Here is a 21,686-nt window from a genome sequence, read left to right as displayed (position 1 = left end):
TCAGCAACAGGCTGTTGTGCCCCCCGAACGGAGGTCATGGCCGCGGCGACGGGGGCGTGCCCCCTGGATCACCGGGATGCCCCCCTTTCGGGTATCCCGCTTCCGCGGCCGGCCGGGTCGCCCGTAAGATCGCCGGAGGTCCACCCGCTCCCCGTCGCCCCCCACCCAGGGCGGCCGACGTACCCGCGTCGTCGAGAGCAGGAGGCCCCCGCCCGGCGTACCCGCACCGGGCTGCACCCGATCCCGCATCCGCGCGTACCCGCGCCCGGACCGCGGACGACCCGAGACACGTGTGCCATGACCCGAATCGGCTACGCCGCCGGTGCCTTCGACCTCTTCCACGTCGGACACCTCAACATCCTCAAGCACGCCAAGAGCCGGTGCGACTTCCTCATCGCGGGCGTCGTCTCCGACGAGATGCTCGAGCGCAACAAGGGCATCACGCCGGTGGTGCCGCTCGCCGAGCGCCTCGAGATCGTGAGCCACATCAGCTACGTCGACCAGGCCCGCGCGGAGACCCTGCCGGACAAGCTCGACACCTGGCGCGAGGTGGGCTTCGACGTCTTCTTCAAGGGCGACGACTGGCGCGGCACCCCGAAGGGCGAGCGCCTGGAGGCCGAGTTCGCGGCCGTCGGCGTGGAGGTCGTGTACTTCCCGTACACGATGCACACCTCCAGCACCCGGCTGCGGCGCGCGCTCGACATCCTGAGCGGCGTCGGCGCGCCCGCGGCGGCCCCCGCGGCGACGCTCGCGCAGCCGGCGTCGCACGCCCTGTCGACGCTCGTCAGCCGCTAGGCCGGACCCGGCGGCGGAGCCGGACCCGGCGGCGGATCCGCGCTCCGCCCGGTTCGGCGCTCCGCCCGGTCAGCTCGTGGGCGCCAGCCGGTCCGCCGCGCGCTCGGTCGCCTCGATCAGCGCGTCGAGGATCCCCGGCTCGTCGAACGCGTGCCCCGCGTCCGGCACCATCGTGAAGCGCGCCTCGGGCAGGGCCAGGTGCAGGTCCCACGCGGTCGCGGCCGGCGTGCACATGTCGTATCGGCCCTGCACGATCTCGGTCGGGATGCCGCGGAGCAGGTGCGCGTCGCGGATCAGCTGCCCGTCCTCCATCCACCCGCCGTGCATGAAGTAGTGGTTCTCGATGCGCGCGAACGCGAGCGCGTACGTCGGCTCCGCGAAGCGCGCGACCACGTCGGGCTTCGGCAGCAGCGTGATGCCCGACGCCTCCCACGTGCTCCACGCGACCGCCGCGGGCCCGTGCACCGCGGGGTCGGGATCCGCGAGCAGCGCCGCGTACGCCGCGATGATCCCGCCGCGCTCCACCCCGGGCACGGGCGCCGTGAACGCCTCCCAACCGTCGGGGTAGACCATGCCGGCGGGCCCCTCGTAGAACCAGTCGAGCTCGGTCGCCCGCAGCGTGAAGATGCCGCGGAGGATGAGGCCGGTCACGCGGGCCGGGTGCGTCTCCGCGTAGGCGAGCGCGAGGGTCGAGCCCCAGGATCCGCCGAACACGAGCCACCGCTCCACTCCCAGGTGCTCGCGCAGCCGCTCGATGTCGGCCACGAGGTGCCACGTGGTGTTGACGGACAGGTCTGCCTCGGGGGTGGACACGTGCGGCGTGCTCCGGCCGCAGCCGCGCTGGTCGACGAGCACGATGCGGTACCTCGCCGGGTCGAAGAGGCGCCGGTGCGTCGGGCTCGTGCCGCCGCCCGGCCCGCCGTGCAGGAAGACGACGGGGATCCCGTCGGGATTGCCCGAGACCTCCCAATGGAGGAGCTGCCCGTCCCCCACGTCGAGCAAGCCGGTGTCGTGCGGGTCGATCTCGGGGAAGAGGCTCTGCATGCGACGAGCCTACGGGCGGCGGTGCCCCCGATCCGGGGCGGAGCTGGGCGGGCCGCCGGGCGCCGCGTAGCCTTCCACACATCGCCCCATCGCCGCCCGGAGACGAGGACCCATTGCCCGCCCTTCCCGTGAGGCGCTCGACGACGCGCACCGCCGCGCGGACGACCGGGCGAGCCGTGATGCCGCTCGCCTCGATCGCGGCCCTCGCCGTGGCGCGCCCCACCCTCCGGCTCCATCTCGCGCTCTACATGCGCGACATGGAGGCGGCGATCTTCCCGCCGCACGACGACGTGTCCTCGATCCCGGGTCCGGATCCGGAGCGCGTGCTCTTCCTGGGCGACATCGGCGTGGCCGGCTACGGCGTGCTCCTCGCCGGCATGGCCATGCCCGCGCAGGTCGCCGCCCGGCGCTCCACGCGCACGGGGCGCGGCGTCGAGTGGGAGACCGTGGCGGCCTACGACATGACCGCCCGCAAGGCCGCCGCCCTGATGACCGGCCGCTCGGGTCCGCTCGACCTCGCGATCGTCGCGCTCGGGATCCCGGACGTGCTCGTCGCCACGTCCCCCGCGGAGTGGACGGACCGGATCCAGGCCATCGTCGGCTGCGTCCGCGAACAGGCCAGCGACGCGTGCCGGATCGTGCTGATGGGCATCCCGCCCATGGACCGGTTCCAGCCGATCCCCATGCTCGGACGGAACCTGCTGCTCGCCCAGGTCACCCGGCTGAACCGCGCCACCAGCCGGCTCGACGACCCGGCGCACGGCATCGTCTACGCGCCCCACCCCGACATCTCCGGCACGCGCCTGCACGTCCGCGACCGCTTCTCCTACCGCGTCATGCACGCGCACTGGGCGGAGGCGATCATGCCGTACCTGGGCGATCCGCGGCCCGTGGCCGACTGACGGGGACGCGGGCTGGGCTTGTCCGGTGAAGAGCCAGACCACGCGAGTATGACCGGTTATACTCGCATACATGAAGACCGCCATCTCCGTCCCCGACACCGACTTCGAGAGATTCGATCGTGTCGCGAAGCGCTTCGGGATGACCCGCTCCGAGTTCTACCGTGTCGCAGCGCAGAAGCTCGCCGATGAGCTGGAGGGAGCCGACAAGGCGGAGCTGACGCGTCTCGCGGACGCCGCCATCGCCGAGGTCGGACAGCCCACCGCGGGCGAGGACTTCCTGCGCGAGTCGGAGCGCATCGCGCGGACCGGTTCGGAGTGGTGATCCGCCGAGGGGACGTCGTCTGGGTCGGCTTCGATGCTCCCCGAGGGTCGGAGCCGGCGAAGATCCGGCCGTCCCTGGTCATCCAGGACGACTGGATCAACGAGAGCGGCATCGCCACGATCGTGATCATCCCGTTCACCTCGCAGGTGCGCCTCCAAGTCTTCCCGGGGAACGTGTTCATCCCGGCAGCGGCGTCGGGGCTGGACAAGGACTCGGTGGCGGTGGTCCCCCAGATCGGGCCGGTCAGTCGTGAGCTCATCGAGCCCCACCCCGTGGGGCACCTCCCCGGCTACCTCATGGCGGAGGTGTCGGCCGCCGTGCGGCTCCTCCTCGCCGTCTGACGTCCGCCCGCCGCGTACGGTCATCCCATGACCGACTCCCCCGCATCCCCCGCACTCGCCGACATCCCCTGGAACCGGGGCGCATGGACGACGGAACCGGAGGCCGTGCGCATCCACGACGGCGGCATGGACGTGACCGCCCGCGAGGGCAGCGACGCCTGGCGAACGACCTCGTACGGCTTCGTGCACGACACCGAGCACGCGCTCCTCGCGCCCCTGGATCCGGGCGCCGCGGTCGAGGTGGCGTTCACGCTGGACCTCCGCGAGCAGTTCGACCAGGCCGGTGTCTTCGTGCGGGTCGACGCGGAGACGTGGATCAAGGCGGGCATCGAGCGCAGCGACGGCGAGGACGGCCTCGGCGCGGTCGTCACGCGCGGCGTCTCCGACTGGTCGCTCGCCCCGGTGCCGGGCTGGTCGGGCCGGCTCGTGACGATCCGCGCGAGCCGCATGGGCGACGCCCTCACGGTGCGCGCCCGGGTGGACTGCGAGCCGTGGCGGCTCGTGCGCGTCGCGCCGCTGGATCCCGACGCCCGGGTGACCGCCGGCCCCTTCTGCTGCGCACCCACCCGCGCGGGCTTCACGGCCCGCTTCGCGTCGTGGCGCACGGGCCAGGCGGATGCGGCGCTGCACGCGTAGCGCGGCACCTCCGCCTCTCGAGGCCATCCCGCCTGGCGCGCGGCATCCCGCGCGCGAATACCGCATCCTCCGCACGCGGTCACGTCCGCAATGATGAGGACCGCATTCCGCTTGCCTTCTCCCTCAGTCGCTGGATACCTTCGAGAAAGACATTCGGGGGGAAATTGGTCAAGGAATTGGAATCATTCGACGCGCCCGACGGGCTGGGGCCGGACGACATCGTCGATCCGCGCACCGGCGCGACGCGCAGGCAGATAGTCACCGCAGCGCTGTTCATGGTCGCGCTTTTCGGCGTGGAGGTGCTGCAACCCGTTGCGGCCGCGAATGCCGAGAATGCATGGAACCACCCGTTCAGCACACGCGTCCGCCCGATCTCAGGTTATGGGTACCGCATCCACCCCATCACGGGAGTGCGGACGCTCCACCGCGGGATCGACTTCGCGCCGGCCGCGGGGACCAGCATCTTCGCCATCGGCGTGGGGACCGTCGAGCGGATCGACTACAGCAGCGGACCCGGCACCTTCGGGCACAGCATCACCATCCGACACCCGGACAGCGACGGCTCCAACTGGCGCTCCCTATATGCGCACATGTCGTCACGGTCGCCGTTGTCCGTCGGCCAGCAGGTCGACGGGGGCACCTTCGTGGGCGCGGTCGGATCATCGGGAGATGTCACAGGACCGCATCTCCACATCGAGATCCGTCAGAACAACACGGCGATCGATCCCGCATCACGCATCAATGACGCACCATTAGCAGGAGGAAGCATGGCAATCTCGCAGGCAGACGCGAATCTCATCTCGCAGACCATCAGGGGCGCCGAGTGGTACACAGGGAATCCGTCGAACGGCGGTGAGACGAAGAGCGTCGAGGGGATCTACCAGGGCCTCCTCCAGACCATCATCGGATACGGGTCCCGGACCGAGAACATCGAGAAGATGGTCGCCGGTCTCGGCACGCGCCTGGCGCAGGACGCCACGTTCATCAACGCCGTCGCCACCGCCACCGCGGCGAAGGTCAAGGTCAAGGCCTGATCCGACCGCGACACCACGATGCCCGGGCCACCTCCGTGAGGTGACCCGGGCATCTGCGCGTCCGTGGGACGGGATGACCGCGCTACCCCTTCTTCTTCTCGCTCTTCTCCATGCGCGGCGCCGAGCCGTCGGCGATCCGGGCGTCGCGGTACGCGCGCGCCTCGTCCTGGCGGTCCTTCTCCTCGCCCGACGCCACGGCCGCGCGGACGTGCGCCGGCGTGTAGCCGAACGCGTCCACGAGGTCCTGCGCGTGCGGGCGGAGGCGGGCGACGAGCCGGTCGACGTAGGCCGTGACGGCCCGAGCGCGCGCGGAGCTGATGCGACCGTGGATCAGGAACCAGGCCAGGTCCTCCTCGATGAGGCGGAGGCCGAAGAGGTCGCGGGTCCAGGTGAGGATCCTGCGGGTGCCGTCGTCCATGGCGCGGCCGGTCTCCGACGCGGGATCCAGCGCCTCGGTGAACGCCTCCCACTGCAGCAGCTGCGCATGCGCGCGGGCCGCCTCGATGAGCGCGTCCTGGTGCCGGTTGACGAGCGCGGCGGCCTCGGCCGGCGGCATCTTGCGGGTGGCGCGGAGCGCGGTCGCGATCTCGCCGACCATGGTCTCGACGCGGCCCGTCAGCAGCGCGCGCTGCGTGTCCGGCTCGCGCAGCTGGCCGACGGAGCGGGCGGTGGATCCGCGGTCCGCGAGCGCCTGCCCGAGCGTGCGCAGACCGGTCGAGCGCAGCGTGCGATCCGCGGCCTGCTCGACGGCGTAGCGCGCCAGCACCCCGAAGTCGGCCTTCGCGAAGCGCTTGTTCACGTCGGTGAGCAGGCGCTTCGCGACCAGCTGGAGGAGCACGGTGTTGTCGCCCTCGAAGGTCGCGTAGACGTCGAGGTCGGCGCGGAGCCCGACGAGCCGGTTCTCCGCGAGGAAGCCCTGGCCGCCGCACGCCTCGCGCGCCTCCTGGATCGTGTCGAGCGCGTGCCAGGTGCTCAGCGGCTTGAACGCGGCGGCGAGCGTCTCGAGGTCCTGCCGGTCCGCGTCCGTGTCGGTCGCGCCGGAGAACACGGAGTCGAACTGGGTGAGGAGCTTCTCGTGCGCGAACGACGCGGCGTACGTGGTCGCGATGCGCGGGATCAGCCGGCGCTGGTGCCGCTGGTAGTCGAGCAGCACCTCCTCGTCGGTGCCGCCCGCGACGAACTGGCGGCGCTGGTTGCCGTAGGTGACGGCGATCTGCAGCGCGATCTTGGCGGCGCTGGTCGCGGCGCCGTCGAGCGACACGCGACCCTGCACGAGTGTGCCGAGCATCGTGAAGAAGCGGCGGCCGGGGCTCGAGATCTCCGACGTGTACGTGCCGTCCTCGGCCACGTCGCCGTAGCGGTTGAGGAGGTTCGCGCGCGGCACGCGCACGTGGTCGAAGTGGAGGCGGCCGTTGTCGATCCCGTTGAGGCCGCCCTTGAGGCCGTCGTCCTCGCCGCCGACGCCGGGCAGGAACGCGCCGGTCTCGTCGCGGAGCGGCACGAAGAAGCAGTGCACGCCGTGGTTCACGCCCTGGGTGACGAGCTGCGCAAACACGGTCGCGGCGCGGCCGTCGATGGCGCCGTTGCCGATGTAGTCCTTCCACGCCGCGCGGAACGGGGTGTGCAGGTCGAACTCGCCGGTCTCGGGGTCGTAGGTCGCGGTCGTGCCGATGCTGGCGACGTCGGATCCGTGGCCCGTCTCGGTCATTGCGAACGCGCCCGGCGTCTCGAGCGTCATGATCCCCGGGAGCAGCTCGCGGTGGTGGCGCTCGGTGCCCAGGTGCATCACGGCGGAGCCGAACAGTCCCCACTGCACGCCGGCCTTGATCTGGAGGGACGGATCCGCGGCCACGAGCTCCTCGAAGCCCGCGATGTTGCCGCCGTGGTCCTCGAGCCCGCCGACGGACACGGGGTAGGCGCGGTGCACGCCGCCGTGCTCGACCAGGATCTTCAGCTGCTCGCTCACGCGCGCCCGGTGCTGGTGCATGTCGAGGCCCTCCATGCGGTGCAGCTCGGGGCGGCTTGTCAGCTCGCGGGACGAGCGGCGGACGTCGGCCCAGCGCCCGAGGAGCACGCGGCCGAGGCCCTCGACGTCGACGCGGGGGCCGGTGTCCACCCCCGCGTCGCCGTCGGTGCGGTCGAGCTCGCGGGCGACCTCGGCGTCCACGGCGCCGGCGACCGGGACGCCCGCCTCGCGGAGCGCGCCCTCGTGGGGAGAGCCCTCGGGGGCTGCGCTGCCGTCCTGCGGTGCCGCGGCGGGGCCTCGTCCCCTCGTGCCGCGGGTGGTGCGTCCTCGTGCCGCCGTGTCGACCATGGATCCTCCGTGCCGTCGTCTGCGCCGGCGTCCCCGCCGGCACCGGCCACGCTATGCACGGATCCTCCACCTGCCGAAAAACACGTCGCGGGCCTCCAACGCGCTCCCGCGGCAGGCGGTCGCGGGTTGTGGGAACCCTCAGCGGCGGGGCGGCCCTGCGGCTAGCGGAGCACGCGCCGAGCCCGGACGCGCGGCCAGCGCGGCGGGCGCCCGGCGGATCCCGGCGTCAGGCGCGGGCGCCGCGCGCGCTCACCCGCTGGGGCACGCCCCACGGGTTCGCGGTGCGCAGGGGTTCGGGCAGCAGCGCGTCCGGGACGCCCTGGAACGCGACGCCGCGGAGCAGACGGTCGAGCGACGCGGTGCCGACGCTCGTGCCGCGGTCGAGCGTGGTGGCGGGCCAGGGTCCGCCGTGCTGCTGCGCGTCGGTGACGGAGACGCCCGTGGGCCAGGCGTCGACGAGCACGCGGCCGGCGCGGGCGGCCAGCACGCGGATCAGCTCGGCGGTCGCCGCGTCGGCCTCGCCCTCGCCGAGGTGGACGCTCGCGGTCAACTCGCCCTCGAAGGTGCGAGCGGCGAGGGCGGCGAGGTCGGTGCCCGCGGGGTACTCGACGAGGAGCGCGAACGGGCCGAACACCTCGTGCCGCAGCACCTCGCGCTCGGCCTCGAAGTCGGCGAGCGCCACGGCGGCGATGGTGGGGGTCACGGATCCGTCGTCGCCCGCGGGCGCGCGGCCCTCGGCGACGAGGCGCACGCCGTCGACCGCGATGGCGGCGGCCCGCCCGCCCGCGTAGCCCTCCGCGATCCGGGAGTTGAGCATGCCGTGCGGCGCGACCGCGCCGGCCTCCTCCGCGAGGACGGCGTCGAGGCCGTGGCCCGCCGGGATCAGCACGATGCCGGGCGCGGTGCACAGCTGCCCGGCGGATCCGGCGGCGCTCGCCACGAGGGCGGCGGCGATGTCTTCCCCGCGCTCGGCGGCGGCGCGCTCCGTGATGACGACCGGGTTGACGCTGCCCAGCTCGCCGAAGAACGGGATCGGGTCGGGGCGGGCGGCTGCGACGTCGGCGAGGAAGCGGCCGGCGCGGAGCGATCCCGTGAAGGTGGCGGCGCGGATCCGCGAGTCGCGCAGCATCGCGAGCCCCGCCTCCTCGCCCTCGATGAGCTGCAGCGTGCCCTCGGGGAGGCCGGCCTCGACGAGCGCGGCGGACGCGGCCTCGGCGACACGGCGCGACAGCTCCGGGTGCCCCGGGTGCGCCTTCACGACCACGGGGCAGCCGACCGCGAGCGCCGACGCCGTGTCGCCGCCCGCCACCGAGAACGCGAACGGGAAGTTCGACGCCGCGAAGTTGAGGACCGGACCCACGGGCACGAGGTACCGGCGGATGTCGGGGCGCGGGGCGGGCGCGGCGTCGGGATCCGCGTGGTCGATGCGCGCGCCGAGGTAGCGGCCGTCGCGCACGGCGGCCGCGAGGATCTTGAGCTGCACGGTCGTGCGCGTCAGCTCGCCGGCGAGGCGGCCGGGCGCGAGCGCGGTCTCCCGCTCGGCGACGGGCAGCAGCTCGGGGCGGATCGCCTCGAGCGCGTCGGCGACGGTGTCGAGCGCTCGGGCACGGGCAGCAGGGGCCAGCGCGGCGAGGGGTGCGGCGGCCCGGGCGGCGCGCGCGGCGACGGCGTCGACGGTCGCGGCGACGGCGGGATCCACGGCCTGGTCGGTGGTCGGGGCGGTCTCGTGCGGGGTCATGTCTCTCCTCGGTGGGGGCTCGCGGTTCAGAACCGGAAGCCGCTCGGGAACGGGTCGGTGGGGTCCAGCAGGTACTGTCCCATGCCGGTGATCCAGGCGCGCCCGGTGATGGCGGGGACGATGGCGGGCCGCCCGGCGACGGCCGTCTCGCGGAGGATCCGGCCGGTGAAGCGGCTGCCGATGAACGACTCGTTCACGAACTCGTCGCCCACCGCGAGCTCGCCGCGCGCCCACAGCTCGGCCATGCGCGCGGACGTGCCGGTGCCGCACGGCGAGCGGTCGAACCAGCCGGGGTGGATCGCCATGGCGTGCCGCGACAGCCGCGCGTCGGACCCGGGTGCCAGGAACTCGACGTGGTGGCAGTGGTCGACACCGGATATCTCCGGGTGCGACGGCGCGTCCTGGTCGTTGATCGCGCCCATGATCGCGAGCCCCGCGGCGAGGATCTCCTGCTGCCGCTCCCGGTCGAACGGCAGCCCCAGCGCGTCGAGCTCGACGACCGCGTAGAAGTTGCCGCCGAACGCGAGGCTGTACGGGACGGTGCCGTACCCGGGCACCTCGATCGAGGCGTCGAGCCGCTCCACGTACGAGGGCACGTTCTCGATGGTGACCGAGGCGGCTCGGCCGTCCTCCACGTCGACCCGCGCGATCACGAGCCCGGCCGGGGTGTCGAGCCGGATCGTGGTGACCGGCTCCTGCACCTCCACGAGCCCGGTCTCCACCAGCACGGTCGCGACGCCGATGGTGCCGTGGCCGCACATCGGCAGGCAGCCGGACACCTCGATGTAGAGGACGCCCCAGTCGCAGTCGTCGCGCGTGGGCGGCTGCAGGATCGCGCCGCTCATCGCCGCGTGCCCGCGCGGCTCCGTCATGAGCAGGAGCCGCAGGTGGTCGAGGTGCTCGATGAGGTGCAGGCGGCGCTCGTTCATGGTGGAGCCGGGGATCACGCCGAACCCGCTCGTGACGACGCGGGTCGGCATGCCCTCCGTGTGCGAGTCGACGGCGTGGAAGACGCGGGAGGACCTCATCCGTCGATCATCGCCCGGCGAGGTGGTCAAGCGCGCGGCGCGTGTCGCGCGTGACCTGCTCCGCGATGGCGGCGGGCAGCGGCGCGCGCGGCGGACGCGTCGGGCCGCCCGTGCTCTCGCCGGCGACGTCGATCGAGAGCTTGATGGCCTGCACGAACTCGGTGCGCGAATCCCAGCGGAACACGGGGACGAGGTGGCGGTACAGCTCCTTCGCCTCCTCGATGCGGCCGCTGGTCGCGAGCCCGTACAGCTCGACGGCCTCGCGCGGGAAGGCGTTCGGGTAGCCCGCGAACCAGCCGACGGCGCCCATGATGAGCGACTCGAGCAGCAGGTCGTCGGCACCCGCGATGACGTCGAGGCCCGTGAGGTCCTGGATCTCCGTCACGCGCCGGATGTCGCCCGAGAACTCCTTGATCGCCACGACGTTCTCGAGCGCGTCGAGCCGCTGGAGGAGCTGCGGCGTGAGGTCGACCTTGGTGTCGAACGGGTTGTTGTAGGCCATGATCGGCAGGCCCACCTCGTCGACGCGCGCGTAGTGCTCGACGACCTCGTCGTCGCTCGCCCGGTAGATGGTGGGCGGGAGGAGGAGCACGCCGTCGGCGCCGTCCTCGGCCGCGATCTCGGCCCACTTCCTCGCCTGGTGCCAGCCGACGCCGTGCACGCCGGCGACGACGATCCCGCGGTCGCCCACGGTCTCGACCGCGACCTGCACGACCTTCCGGCGCTCCTCGTCGGTGAGCGACGAGTACTCGCCGAGCGATCCGTTCGGGCCGACGCCGCGGCAGCCGTTCGACATGAGCCAGTCGCAGTGGGCCGCGTACGCGTCGTAGTCGACGGCGAGGCCGGCGGGGGCGGATGCGTCCTCGCGGAACGGCAGCGTGGTGGCGACGACGACGCCTCCGAGGTCCAGGGCGGGTGCGGTCAAGGGGTGTCCTTCCGGTCGGTGGTGCGGGGAGGTGCGGGGGTGGTCGGGGGCGCGGGCGGCGGTGCGACGCCGGCGGGCGGGGCGTCGGCGGGCGGGGCGGCGGCGGGCGGCGGGTCGTCGACGCCGGGCGCGGCCGCGGCGAGGGACGGGGGTCCCGCGTCGCGGCGCTCGTACGCGGCGGCGAGCTCGCCGAGGCGCACGGGCGAGGCGACGGGGCGGCGGTCGGTACCGGGGCCGGTCGCCGCGGGTGCGGGTGCGTCGGCGCCGGATCCGCACGCCGGGGCCTCCGCCGCGAGCAGCTGCTCGACGGTCCGCCCGCAGATGCGGCCCTGGCAGATCCCGAGGCCGGCGCGCGTCGCGAGCTTCATGGAGCGCAGGTCGGTGGATTCCGCGGCGCGGGCGGTCGCGCGGAGACGCCCGACGGGCACCTCCTCGCAGCGGCAGGCCAGCGTGTCGTCGCGGAGCCAGCCGGTCCAGCCGGGGCGGATCCCGTGCGCGCCCTCGATGCGGCCGGCCACGTCGTGCGCGACCGCCCGACGGCGGACGGCGGACGCGACGGCGGCGTCGGCCGGGGATCCGCCCGCCGCGCAGTGCCCGGCGACCTCGCCCTCCGCGAGCGCCTGGTCCACTCCCCCGATGCCCGTGATCTCGCCGGCCGCGAAGACGCCCGCGGGCCCGGCGCCCTGCGACGCGTCGACCTCGACGAAGCGGTGGGCGCCGATGCGGCAGCCGGCCGCGATCGGCAGCTCGAGCCGCGGCGTGAACCCGTGGCCGACGCACACGGCGTCGACGGCGATCCGCCGCTCGGTGCCCGGGATCGGCGCCCACGACGCGTCGAGGCGCTGCACGGTCACCGCCTCGACGCGGTCGGTGCCGTGCGCGGCGACGACCGCGCTGCCCGTGGCGTACCCGATGCGCTGGCGCGCCAGCACGGAGACGTAGCCCGCGAGCTCGGCGGCCTTGTGCGGCGCGCGGGCGAGGCCGGCGGGCGACCGCAGCCAGCCACGGGCGAGGGACGGCACGCGCGCGGCCTCGTGGATCCCGACCACGCGCGCCCCCGCCTGCACGAGCGACACGGCGACGGGGAGGAGGAAGGGCCCGGCGCCCGCGACGATCACGCGATCCCCGATGGCGACCCGCTCGCCCTTCGCGAGGGCCTGCGCGGCGCCCGCGGTGAAGACGCCCGGCAGGTCCCAGCCGGGGAACGGCAGCGTGCGGTCGTGCGCGCCGGTCGCGAGAACGAGCGCGTCCGGGCGGAGGGTCAGGGGCTCGCGGCGGGATCCGTCGACCTGGCCGACGAGCACGTGGACGACGGCGGCCGGCGAGGGGGCGGCAGCGGCGGCGGCGGGTGCATCGGCAGCGGCAGCGTCGGCGGCGTCGGGCGTCGGCCGCTCGATCGCCCACACCTGCGCGCCCGTCACGATCTCGCAGCCGTCGTCGGCCGCGAGCCGGCCGCGGAGCGCGGTGAACGCGTCCCAGCCGTGATGCAGGATCCGCTCGCGCGCCGCCGGCCGCGACTCCGGCAGGTGCCGCCAGTACTGGCCGCCCAGCTCGTCGGACGCGTCGAGCAGCGTGACCCGCGCCCCGCGACCGCGCGCGGCGACGGCCGCGGCGAGCCCGGCGGGTCCCGCGCCGATGACGACGACGTGCCGCCGGCCGTCCGCGCCGCTCACGACGCCTCCCCCGCGCGCTCGTCGGGCACGGTCCCGTCGGGCACCCTCGCGCCCGGCCCGGTCTCGACCACGTCGCCCTCGACGGCACGGCGCTGGCACGCCCGCACGTCCGGCAGCCCGTTCACGGTGACGGTGCAGTCGAAGCACACGCCGATCCCGCAGAAGACCCCGCGCGGGCGGCCCGCGCTCGCGGTCGTGCGCCACGCCAGGGTGCCGGAGGCGAGCAGCGCACCCGCGATGGTCTGGCCGCGGACGCCGGTGACGGGATCCCCGTCCACGGTGAACCGCACGGCCGCGGCCGGCGCCGGGCGGATCGGGTCGCGCGCAGGATCCACGCGCCGCGGCGTCATGCGCGCACCCCGGCGGCGGCGGTCGGCAGCGCGGCGCCGGGCGCGGCGGCCCCGGGCATCAGCAGCCCGAGCGACGCGCGCGCGACGGAGAAGGGCCGCACGTCGAGCGGGGTCGTCTCGCCCGTCATCTGCGCGGCGATCAGGTCGGCGGTCGCGACCGACAGGCCGATCCCCGCGCCCTCGTGCCCGCTCGCGTGCCAGAGGCCGGGCAGCCGGGGATCCGGGCCGACGACCGGCAGGTGGTCGGGTAGGTACGGACGGAAGCCGCCGTAGGACCGCATCGCGTTCGCCTCCACGAGGAAGGGGAAGAGCCGCACGGCCTTCGCCGCGAGCTCCTCGAGCACCGCTACGCGCAGCGACGCGTCGAAGCCCACGCGCTCGCGGCTCGATCCGATGAGCACGGTCCCGGACGGCGTCGACTCCACGACACCCGAGGTCTGCAGCGCGCCGTCGCCGGATCCGACCGCGCCCACGTAGTCGCCGTCGTAGACCTTGTGCCGGATGCGGTGCGGCATGCGGGTGGTCACGAGCACGACCCCGCGCCGCGGCAGCACGGGCAGCTCGACGCCGAGCGCGCGGGCCACCTCGCCCGACCAGGGGCCTGCGGCGATCAGCACGTCGTCGGCGGCGATGTCGCCCGCGCTCGTCCGCACGCCGCGGAGGGCGCCGTCCGCGTCGAGGATCGGGCCGACGACCTCGACGCCCGTCCGCACGACCGCGCCGGCGCGCCGGGCCGACGCGGCGAGCGCCTCCGTCGCGATGGCGGGCTGCACCTGCGCGTCCTCGGGGTAGTGCACGGCCGCGGTGATCGCCGGGTTGAGCCACGGCTCGAGCTCGAGGGCCCGACGGCGGTCGACGGGCACGGCCTGGACGCCCGCGGAGCGCTGGGTGGCGGCGAAGGCGAGCAGCGGATCCGCGCCCTCGTCGGTGGTCGTGACGACGAGCCCGCCCTTGGGCTCGTACTCGATGGACGGGAGCGCGTCGCCCAGCTCGTCCGCGAGCTCCGCGGCGACCTCGGGCCAGCGGCGGGCGGCCAGCTGCGCGAGCTCGAGCTCCGCGCCCGGGCCCTTGTCGGACACGAGGATGTTGCCCTCGCCCTGCGCGCTCGTGCCGGAGGCGACGGCGGCGCGCTCGACGACGGTGACGCGGATCCCCGCCCGGGCGAGCGACCGGGCGCACGCGGCCCCGACGATGCCCCCGCCCACGACGACCACGTGACGCGTCATGGTGTCCCTGCTCTCACGGGTGGGTGCGCCTCGAGGAGGCGGCGATGGTGGTGGGCGGTGACAGTAATGTGTCACACATCGCCCATGATGGGAAATGGCAGCGACCGCCGCGCGGATCAGGCGTCGGAGGGATCCACCGGGACGGCGCCCGCGTCCCCGGCCGACTCGTCCTCGCCGCGCCCACCACCCGCTGGCGTGGCGGATGTGCCGCACCATCAGCTCGTGCGCCGCGGTCCCGTCGCCGGCGACCAGCGCCCGCAGGAGCTCGTGGTGCTCGGCGGCCGAGGCGTCGAGGAGGCTGCTCTCCTTCATCGACGCGAGCCCGACGAGACGGGTGCGCGAGCGGAGGTCGGCGATAGCGTCGGTGAGCACGGGGTTGCCGAGCATGCGCGTGAGCGACAGGTGGAACTCCTGGTCCGCCTCGAGGTACGCGCGGAGGTCGCCGTCGCGCGCGCCCTGCTCGATCCGGTCGGCGAGCGCCTCGAGCCCGGGGAGCGCGCCGTCCGGGAGCTGCCCGGCGAGCCGCTCCATGGCCGGCGCCTCGAGGAGCTGGCGCACCTGCACCAGGTGGCCGAGCTCCTCGTCGCTCACGGCCGTGACGCGGAACCCCTTGTTGCGGACCGTCTCGACGAACCCGCGCTTCTCCAGCTCGAGCACCGCCTCGCGGACGGGCGTGGCCGAGACGTCGAAGCGCACGGCGAGCGTGGGCACGGTGATCAGCGTGCCCGGCTCCAGCTCGCCCGAGACGATGGCCGCGGACAGGGCCTGGTGCACGTGCTCGCGCAGGCTCTCGCGCGGGGGTGCGGGACGCAGAGCGGAGAGGCTCACGCGGGTCCTCCTCCTGGGGTCAGGACGGGGACCGCTGCTCATGCATCCAGGACTCCAGGCCCCGGGCGTCGATCGGCAGCGCGTCCGACAGCACGTCGGACCCCGTCTGCGTCACCACGATATCGTCTTCGATCCGCACCCCGATGCCCCGGAGCTCGGGCGGTACCATCCCGTCGTCCGGCGCGAAGTACAGGCCGGGCTCCACGGTCAGCACCATGCCCGCCTCCACCGCGCGGTCGTATCCGGCGACCCCGGCACCCGAGCAGTCGTGCACGTCGAGCCCGAGGTGGTGCCCGATCCCGCACACCAGCCAGCGGCGGTGGTGCTGCCCGGCGGGCGAGAGCGCCTCGTCGACCGAGACGGGCAGGATCCCCATGTCGTGCAGGCCCTGGGCGATCACCTCCATGGACGCGTGGTGGAAGTCGACGAGCGGGCGCCCGGGCGCGACGGCGTCGAGGCCCGCGCGGTGGGCGCGCTCCACGACGTCGTGCACGAGCCGCTGCTCGGGCGTGAAGGTGCCGGAGACGGGGATCGTGCGGGTGACGTCGGCCGTGTAGAGGCTCCTGGCCTCCACGCCCATGTCGAGCAGCACGAGCTCGCCGTCGCGGATCGGGCCGTCGCAGCGCACCCAGTGCAGGGTCGTCGCGTGACCGCCGCCGCCCACGATGGTGGCATAGCCGGGGCCGGTGCCGACCGTGCGCGCGTGCCGGTCGAAGGTGCCCTGCAGCCAGCGCTCGCCGCCGAGCGCCCGCGCCCGCGGGATCGCGCGCACGACCTCGGCGAAGCCCTCCACGGTGTCGTCGACCGCGCGGCGCAGCTCCTCGATCTCCCACGCGTCCTTGATGACGCGCAGCTCGCCGAGCGTCGCGACGAGCGCGGGATCGCGGGGCACGTCGGCGAGCGCCGACGGGACGCCCGTGACGGCCCCCGCCCGGCGCACGTCGCGGACGCCCGCGAGGTCGCGCGCGATGCGGTCGGGGTCGCGCACGGGGATCCCGAGCGCGGCCTGCCAGTCGGCGTGCGCGGGCGCGGGGCCCACCCAGAGCTCGCCGTGGTCGGCGTCGGAGTAGAAGCGCGGATCCCCCGGATGCGCGGGCGCGGGCACGTGCAGGACCGCGTCGTGGCCGCCCGGGACCGCGTGCATCACGAGCACGGCGCCCTCGATCTGCACGCCGGTGAGCCACACGAAGTCGCTGTCGGCGCGGAACGCGTAGCGGCAGTCGTCGTTGCGCGTGGGCGCGTAGCCGCTCACCACCGCGAGGGTCACGCCGGGCATCGCGGCGCTCAGCCGGGCGCGGTGCGCTGCCCCGGCCTCGACCGCGCCGGGCACGGTCGTCGGCGTGCGGTCGGGCGTGATCCAGCCGCCCGCCATGAGGTCCTGGAAGGCGGGCAGCTCCGCGAGGCGCGGCGGGCGGCGGTCCTCGGGGGTGGAGGGGACGCGCGCCGCGCCGGGGTCGGTGTCGGGGGTCGTGTCGGTCATCGGGGCAGTGCTCCTCCATCGCGGGCGATCGTGTCCATCAGGCGCCCGAGCACGCCGGGCGCTCCGAGGCCGTCGTGCTCGTGCTCGTTCGTGATCCACGCGCGGGCGTTGCCCACGCGCGCGACCGTGTCCTGCTGCAGCCGCGCGTCCACGTACATGTCGTCGTGGTAGATCGCGGCGGCGATGGGCACCTCGTTGGCGGCGAGCCGGGCCGGGTCGTAGAGCTCCGGCCAGTCGTCGCGACGGGCCATCTCCTCGACCGCGCCGCGGAACGGGCGCAGCAGCCGGATCTCGTCGAACATCCAGGGGTACATCATCTCGCCGGTGAGCAGCAGCGGCCGGGCGGTCGGCGCGAACGCCGGGTGACGGCCGCGCTCCCGCTCGGCGGCCCACGCGGTCGCGGGCCGGGTGCCTGACGCGTAGATGCTCTCCTGCATCGCCGCGAAGAGCGGGTTCCCCGCGTACGAGGTGAGGCGCAGCACCTCGGCGAGCAGCACGTCGGTGGGCTCGCCGCGGTCGTCGAGCGCCTCGTCCAGCAGCGCGTGGATCCGCTCCCTCCCCGGCGCCATGCCGAGGTCGATGCCGATGGTCTGCAGGCGCCGGACCGTGAGCACGTCGCCGTCGGGCAGCGACACGTCGCCGACCTGGAGCCGGTCGGCGAGCCGGGACAGGATCCCCACGTCGCCCGGGTAGCGCGCGTGGTACCCGGCGTTCTTCCGGACCGTGCGCGGGTAGGTCCGGCGGTAGACCTCCTCGGCGTCGGGGTCGAGCGAGGCGAGCCCGCCGGTCACGTAGCAGGCCGAGAGGGCCTCGGGCGCGAGCGACAGGTAGGTGAGCGTGAGGAACCCGCCGTAGCTCTGGCCGAGCGTCGACCAGCGGCGCCCGCCCTCGAGGTGCTGCCGGAGCGCCTCGGCGTCCTGCACGATCGAGTCGGCCCGGAAGAGCGCGAGGTACCGGGCAGCCGACCCGTGGTCGTCGCCGAACCGGATCATGGTGCGCGCCGTCACTGGCGTGCTCCGCCCGGTGCCGCGCTGGTCGAGGAGCACGACGCGGTGCGTGCGGAGGGCGTGGCCGATCCAGCCGCCGTCGTCGAGCACGCGCGGCGACTTCCCGCCCGGGCCGCCCTGGAGGTAGAGGAGCGCGGGCAGGTCGTCGCCGCGGCGGTCGGGGGCGACGAGCTCGCGGGCGAACACCGTGATGGTCGACGTGGGCTCGCCGGCGCGCGCCGCCTCCCAGTCGAGCGGGACCTCGATCTCGTGGTCGGTGACGTGGACGCCGGGGACGGTGGCGGATCCGACGATCACGCGGCCGACCCGCCCGCCGTCTCGATGGCGGTGGTGTCGAGGCCGGCCGCGGCGCGCGCGGCCTGCCGCCTGCGATCCCACTCGGGGTCGATGCGCGGCACGGCGTCGAGCAGCGACCGCGTGTACGGGTGCTGCGGGCGCTCGAACACGTCGTCGCGCGTACCCTCCTCCACGACCTTCCCCGAGCTCATCACGGCGACGCGGTCGGAGAGCTGCCGCACGACGGCGAGGTCGTGCGCGATGAAGACGTAGCTGAGCCCCCGCTCCCGCTGGAGGTCGCGGAGCAGCGCGATGACGCGCGCCTGCACCGTGACGTCGAGCGCGGAGACCGCCTCGTCGCACACGATGAGGCCCGGGCTCACGGCGAGCGCCCGCGCGATCCCGATGCGCTGGCACTGCCCGCCCGAGAACTGCGCGGGATAGCGCTGCGCGTGGTCGGGGTTGAGGCCCACCCGGTCGAGCAGGTCGCGCACGAGCTGCCCGTGCCCGCCCGGCGTCGTGATGCCCTGGTACCGCAGGGGCGCGCTGATGATCTGCTCCACCGTGTGCCGCGGGTTCAGCGACGACGCCGGATCCTGGAACACCACCTGCACCTGCCGCCGGAACTCGCGGAGGGCGGCGCCCTTCGCGTGCGTCATGTCCTCGCCCTTCAGCGCGAACGTGCCGGAGGTCGGGTCGAGCAGGTGCGCGATGATGCGCGCGGTCGTCGACTTGCCGGATCCGGACTCGCCCACGATGGAGAGGGTCTGCCCGGTCGGCACGTCGAGGCTCACGCCGTCGACCGCGAGGAAGCGCCGCACGGGCGGCCGGAGCCCGCGGCCGCCGCGCGTCACGTACTCCTTGGTGAGGTCGCGCGCGGAGAGGAAGGGCTCGGGCGTCGCCGCTGTGGCGGTCGGGGCGGGCGCGGGGGCGGATGCGTCGTGTGGGCTCATGAGGCGGGTCCCGTCGTCAGGCGGTCGTAGGCGGCGTCGATGCGGGGGATCGCCTCGAGCAGGGCGTGCGTGTACGGGTCCTCCGGCGCGGTGAACACGCGCTCGGTGGTGCCGCTCTCCACGCGGTGCCCGTGCTGCATGACGAGCACCTCGTCGGCCAGCGACGAGACCACCGCGAGGTCGTGGGTGATGACGAGCATGCCCATCCCCGTCTCGGCGCGGATGGAGCGCATGAGGTCGAGGATCTGCGCCTGCACCGTCACGTCGAGCGCCGTGGTCGGCTCGTCGGCGATGAGCAGCTCGGGCTCGAGGCACAGCGCCATCGCGATCATGATGCGCTGCCGCATGCCGCCCGAGAACTGGTGCGGGTAGTGGTCCACGCGCGTCGCGGCCTCCTTGATCCCGACCCGCTCGAGCGCCGCCACCACGGTCGAGCGCACGGCCTTCCGGGAGCCGGGGCGATGCGCCCGGTAGGCCTCCTCGATCTGCAGCCCCACCGTGTAGTAGGGGTTGAGCGAGGAGAGCGGATCCTGGAACACCATCGCCATGCGGTCGCCGCGCATGGCCCGCAGCTCCCGGTCGGTGCGGCCCACGAGCTCCTCGCCGGCCAGCTTGATGGATCCGGTGACCGTGCCGCCGCGCGGGATGAGGCCCATCACGGCGAGCGAGGTCATCGACTTGCCGGATCCGGACTCCCCCACGATGCCGAGGGTGCTGTCCGGCTCCACGCGGAAGGAGAGGTCCTTCACGACCTCGACCGGTCCCCGCGACGTGGGGAACGCGATGGTGAGGTGCTCCACCTCGAGGAGCGGCGTCCCGGGGACGGCGCGGGCGGGCGGGCGGTGCGTCTCTGTGGCGGTCACGCGGTGATCCTCACTCGGGGGTCGAGCACGGTGTAGAGCACGTCGACGACGACGTTCCCGACGACCACGAAGGCCGCGGCGAGGAGCGTGACGCCCATGATGACGGGCTGGTCGTTCTTGGCGATGGAGTCGGCGGCGACCTTGCCGACGCCGTTGAGGCCGAAGATGCTCTCGGCGATCACGGCCCCGCCGAGCAGCCCGGCGAAGTCCATGCCGAACAACGTGACGACGGGCGTGAGCGACGGCCGGAGGGCATGGCGACGGATCACGAGCGCGGCCGACAGGCCCTTGGCGCGCGCGGTCCGCAGGTAGTCCTCCTGCAGGGTGTCGATCACGTTGGCCCGCACGATGCGCGCGTACACGGCCGCGTAGCCGAGCGCGAGCACGGTCCACGGCATGATGTACGACTCGAACCACCCGACCGGGTCGTCGCTGAACGCCACCGACTGCGGGAACGGGAGCACCTGCAGCTGCACGACGAGCACGTACTGGAGGAGCAGCGCAGCGAAGGGCACCGGCACGCTGATGCCGACGAGAGCCCCGGCCATCGCGGTCCGGTCCCACACGCTGCCCTGCTTGATCGCGCTGACGAGGCCGCCGGCCACGCCGAAGAGGATCCAGAGGACCGCCGCGCCGACCGCGACGGTGATGCTCACGGGAAGTCGCGACAGCAGCAGGTCGAGCACGGGCTGCTGGGTCTGGAAGCTGAAGCCCAGGCAGGGCGCCGTGCACTGGATCGCCGTCGGGCCGTCGCCGTAGGTGCGGCCCGTGAACAGCCCCGTGACGAAGTCGCCGTACTGCACCCAGAAGGGCCGGTCGAGGCCGAGGAGGGCGCGGATGGAGTCGATCTTGTCCGGCGTGCAGGTCTTGCCGCAGATGGTGACGGCGGGGTCCGGCTGCAGCAGGAAGAAGATCGCGTAGGTGAACAGGCTGATGAGCGCGAGCACGATGACCGCGGCGCCCGCGCGGCGGAGGAGGTAGCCGATCATGCCGCCTCCCCCTGCTCGAGCGCGGTGCGGAGGTGGTCGCCGAAGACCGTGAACGACAGCACCGTGACGAAGAGGAACGAGCCCGGCACGATGAAGTACGCCGGGTCGACCGTGTACCAGTTCACCGAGTCGGCGATCATCTGGCCCCACGACGGCGTCGGCGGCAGCACGCCGACGCCGAGGAACGACAGGGACGCCTCGGTGCCGATGTAGCCCGGCACCGAGAGCGTCGCCAGCACGATGATGGTGCCGCGCAGGTTCGGCAGCACCTCGCGGAAGACCACGCGCAGGGAGGAGGCGCCGGACGCCCGGGCCGCCTCCACGAACTCGCGCGTGCGGAGCGTCATGGTCTGGCCGCGCACGATGCGCGCCGTGTACGGCCAGCCGAAGACGCTGAGCACCAGGACGAGCAGCGCCGGCCGGTTGCCCGCGGGCAGGGCCGACAGGACCGCGATGATGAAGATCAGCGCGGGGAACGCCATGAGGAAGTCCATGACCCGCGACACGATCTGGTCGACGATGCCGCCGTAGTAGCCGGCGACCATCCCCGCGATGACGCCGACGGCCGTGGTGACGACCGTCGCGGAGACCGCGATGAGCATGGACACCCGGGCGCCGTACGCGATCCGGGCGAAGATGTCGCGCCCGTTCTGCGGCTCGACGCCGAACCAGTGCTGCGCGCTGACGCCGCCGAACGGGCCGATGGGCAGACCGCCGAGGACGGGGTCGACGGCCGTCGCGTCGAAGGTCGTGGGGCCCCAGCCGGTGATCCCGGACAGGAGCGGCGCGAACACCGCGAGCACCAGGACCAGCACCAGGAACACGGCGCTGGCGATGACGGACGGCGTCGACCGGAGGGCCGCGACCACGCGCTTCGCCGGCGTGACGGCGGGCGGCCGTCCCGTCGGGTACGCGGAGGCCGTGTCGGGCGCGCTGGCGCCCTGGAGGGTGGCGGTCACCGC

20 protein-coding genes are annotated in these 21,686 nt (G+C 74.1%); 6 read left to right on the top strand and 14 right to left on the bottom strand.

Going from position 1 to position 21,686, the window contains the following annotated elements; all coding sequences use genetic code 11:
- Positions 1 to 297: 297 nt before the first annotated feature.
- Positions 298 to 795 (top strand): adenylyltransferase/cytidyltransferase family protein, encoded by a 498-nt coding sequence (locus CMS_RS00390; RefSeq protein ID WP_012297564.1) that lies wholly within the window; start codon positions 298 to 300, stop codon positions 793 to 795.
- Positions 796 to 864: 69 nt separating this feature from the next.
- Here the strand turns inward: CMS_RS00390 and pip are convergent, their stop codons facing one another.
- On the bottom strand, positions 865 to 1,839 hold the full coding sequence (gene pip / locus CMS_RS00385) for a prolyl aminopeptidase (RefSeq protein WP_012297563.1): 975 nt from the start codon (positions 1,837 to 1,839) through the stop codon (positions 865 to 867).
- 179 nt (positions 1,840 to 2,018) lie between these two features.
- Here pip and CMS_RS00380 point away from each other — a divergent pair, with 179 nt between their 5' ends.
- From CMS_RS00380 to CMS_RS16120, 5 genes are all read left to right on the top strand, one after another.
- The gene (locus CMS_RS00380) at positions 2,019 to 2,741 is read left to right on the top strand and encodes an SGNH/GDSL hydrolase family protein (RefSeq protein ID WP_223842678.1); all 723 of its coding nucleotides are present in this window, start codon (positions 2,019 to 2,021) and stop codon (positions 2,739 to 2,741) included.
- A 70-nt stretch (positions 2,742 to 2,811) separates the two neighbouring features.
- Positions 2,812 to 3,063, top strand: coding sequence for a CopG family transcriptional regulator (locus CMS_RS00375; protein ID WP_012297561.1), 252 nt, complete (start codon positions 2,812 to 2,814; stop codon positions 3,061 to 3,063).
- Complete coding sequence (locus tag CMS_RS00370; protein WP_041464791.1) at positions 3,060 to 3,404, top strand: type II toxin-antitoxin system PemK/MazF family toxin; 345 nt, start codon at positions 3,060 to 3,062, stop codon at positions 3,402 to 3,404. The genes CMS_RS00375 and CMS_RS00370 overlap by 4 nt, the downstream gene beginning before the upstream one ends.
- A gap of 27 nt (positions 3,405 to 3,431) precedes the next feature.
- Positions 3,432 to 4,040 (top strand): DUF1349 domain-containing protein, encoded by a 609-nt coding sequence (locus CMS_RS00365; protein ID WP_041464251.1) that lies wholly within the window; start codon positions 3,432 to 3,434, stop codon positions 4,038 to 4,040.
- 176 nt (positions 4,041 to 4,216) lie between these two features.
- A complete protein-coding gene (locus CMS_RS16120) occupies positions 4,217 to 5,074 on the top strand; it encodes a M23 family metallopeptidase (RefSeq protein ID WP_133064226.1) in 858 nt (285 codons plus the stop codon).
- 82 nt (positions 5,075 to 5,156) lie between these two features.
- Here the strand turns inward: CMS_RS16120 and CMS_RS00355 are convergent, their stop codons facing one another.
- The 13 genes from CMS_RS00355 to CMS_RS00295 all read right to left on the bottom strand — a co-directional run bounded on the left by CMS_RS00355 (position 5,157) and on the right by CMS_RS00295 (position 21,683).
- Positions 5,157 to 7,388: an acyl-CoA dehydrogenase family protein gene (locus CMS_RS00355; RefSeq protein WP_012297557.1), complete on the bottom strand. Its 2,232-nt coding sequence runs from the start codon at positions 7,386 to 7,388 to the stop codon at positions 5,157 to 5,159.
- Between the two features lie 226 nt (positions 7,389 to 7,614).
- The gene (locus CMS_RS00350; protein ID WP_012297556.1) at positions 7,615 to 9,126 is read right to left on the bottom strand and encodes an aldehyde dehydrogenase (NADP(+)); all 1,512 of its coding nucleotides are present in this window, start codon (positions 9,124 to 9,126) and stop codon (positions 7,615 to 7,617) included.
- A 26-nt stretch (positions 9,127 to 9,152) separates the two neighbouring features.
- Positions 9,153 to 10,154 (bottom strand): proline racemase family protein, encoded by a 1,002-nt coding sequence (locus CMS_RS00345; RefSeq protein ID WP_012297555.1) that lies wholly within the window; start codon positions 10,152 to 10,154, stop codon positions 9,153 to 9,155.
- A gap of 7 nt (positions 10,155 to 10,161) precedes the next feature.
- Positions 10,162 to 11,079: a dihydrodipicolinate synthase family protein gene (locus CMS_RS00340; protein WP_012297554.1), complete on the bottom strand. Its 918-nt coding sequence runs from the start codon at positions 11,077 to 11,079 to the stop codon at positions 10,162 to 10,164.
- The gene (locus tag CMS_RS00335) at positions 11,076 to 12,752 is read right to left on the bottom strand and encodes an FAD/NAD(P)-dependent oxidoreductase (protein WP_041464250.1); all 1,677 of its coding nucleotides are present in this window, start codon (positions 12,750 to 12,752) and stop codon (positions 11,076 to 11,078) included. Before CMS_RS00335 ends, CMS_RS00340 begins: the two co-directional genes overlap by 4 nt.
- Entirely contained in the window at positions 12,749 to 13,102 is a 354-nt protein-coding gene (locus CMS_RS00330; protein WP_041464249.1) for a (2Fe-2S)-binding protein, read from the bottom strand. Before CMS_RS00330 ends, CMS_RS00335 begins: the two co-directional genes overlap by 4 nt.
- Complete coding sequence (locus CMS_RS18210; protein ID WP_012297552.1) at positions 13,099 to 15,156, bottom strand: FAD-dependent oxidoreductase; 2,058 nt, start codon at positions 15,154 to 15,156, stop codon at positions 13,099 to 13,101. Before CMS_RS18210 ends, CMS_RS00330 begins: the two co-directional genes overlap by 4 nt.
- Before the next feature lie 19 nt (positions 15,157 to 15,175).
- On the bottom strand, positions 15,176 to 16,636 hold the full coding sequence (locus CMS_RS00320) for an aminopeptidase P family protein (RefSeq protein ID WP_012297551.1): 1,461 nt from the start codon (positions 16,634 to 16,636) through the stop codon (positions 15,176 to 15,178).
- Positions 16,633 to 17,940, bottom strand: a complete 1,308-nt coding sequence (locus tag CMS_RS00315) for an alpha/beta fold hydrolase (protein WP_012297550.1) — start codon at positions 17,938 to 17,940, stop codon at positions 16,633 to 16,635. Before CMS_RS00315 ends, CMS_RS00320 begins: the two co-directional genes overlap by 4 nt.
- Positions 17,937 to 18,872: an ATP-binding cassette domain-containing protein gene (locus CMS_RS00310; protein ID WP_012297549.1), complete on the bottom strand. Its 936-nt coding sequence runs from the start codon at positions 18,870 to 18,872 to the stop codon at positions 17,937 to 17,939. Before CMS_RS00310 ends, CMS_RS00315 begins: the two co-directional genes overlap by 4 nt.
- Positions 18,869 to 19,735, bottom strand: a complete 867-nt coding sequence (locus CMS_RS00305) for an ABC transporter ATP-binding protein (protein ID WP_012297548.1) — start codon at positions 19,733 to 19,735, stop codon at positions 18,869 to 18,871. The genes CMS_RS00310 and CMS_RS00305 overlap by 4 nt, the downstream gene beginning before the upstream one ends.
- Positions 19,732 to 20,724, bottom strand: coding sequence for an ABC transporter permease (locus CMS_RS00300; protein ID WP_012297547.1), 993 nt, complete (start codon positions 20,722 to 20,724; stop codon positions 19,732 to 19,734). Before CMS_RS00300 ends, CMS_RS00305 begins: the two co-directional genes overlap by 4 nt.
- On the bottom strand, positions 20,721 to 21,683 hold the full coding sequence (locus CMS_RS00295; protein ID WP_012297546.1) for an ABC transporter permease: 963 nt from the start codon (positions 21,681 to 21,683) through the stop codon (positions 20,721 to 20,723). Before CMS_RS00295 ends, CMS_RS00300 begins: the two co-directional genes overlap by 4 nt.
- Between the last annotated feature and the right edge of the window lie 3 nt (positions 21,684 to 21,686).

Origin of the sequence: Clavibacter sepedonicus, assembly GCF_000069225.1 — a bacterium.
Classification (GTDB): domain Bacteria; phylum Actinomycetota; class Actinomycetes; order Actinomycetales; family Microbacteriaceae; genus Clavibacter; species Clavibacter sepedonicus.
Note: the sequence above shows the minus strand (reverse complement) of the source record. Positions and strands in the feature narration are given on the sequence as shown.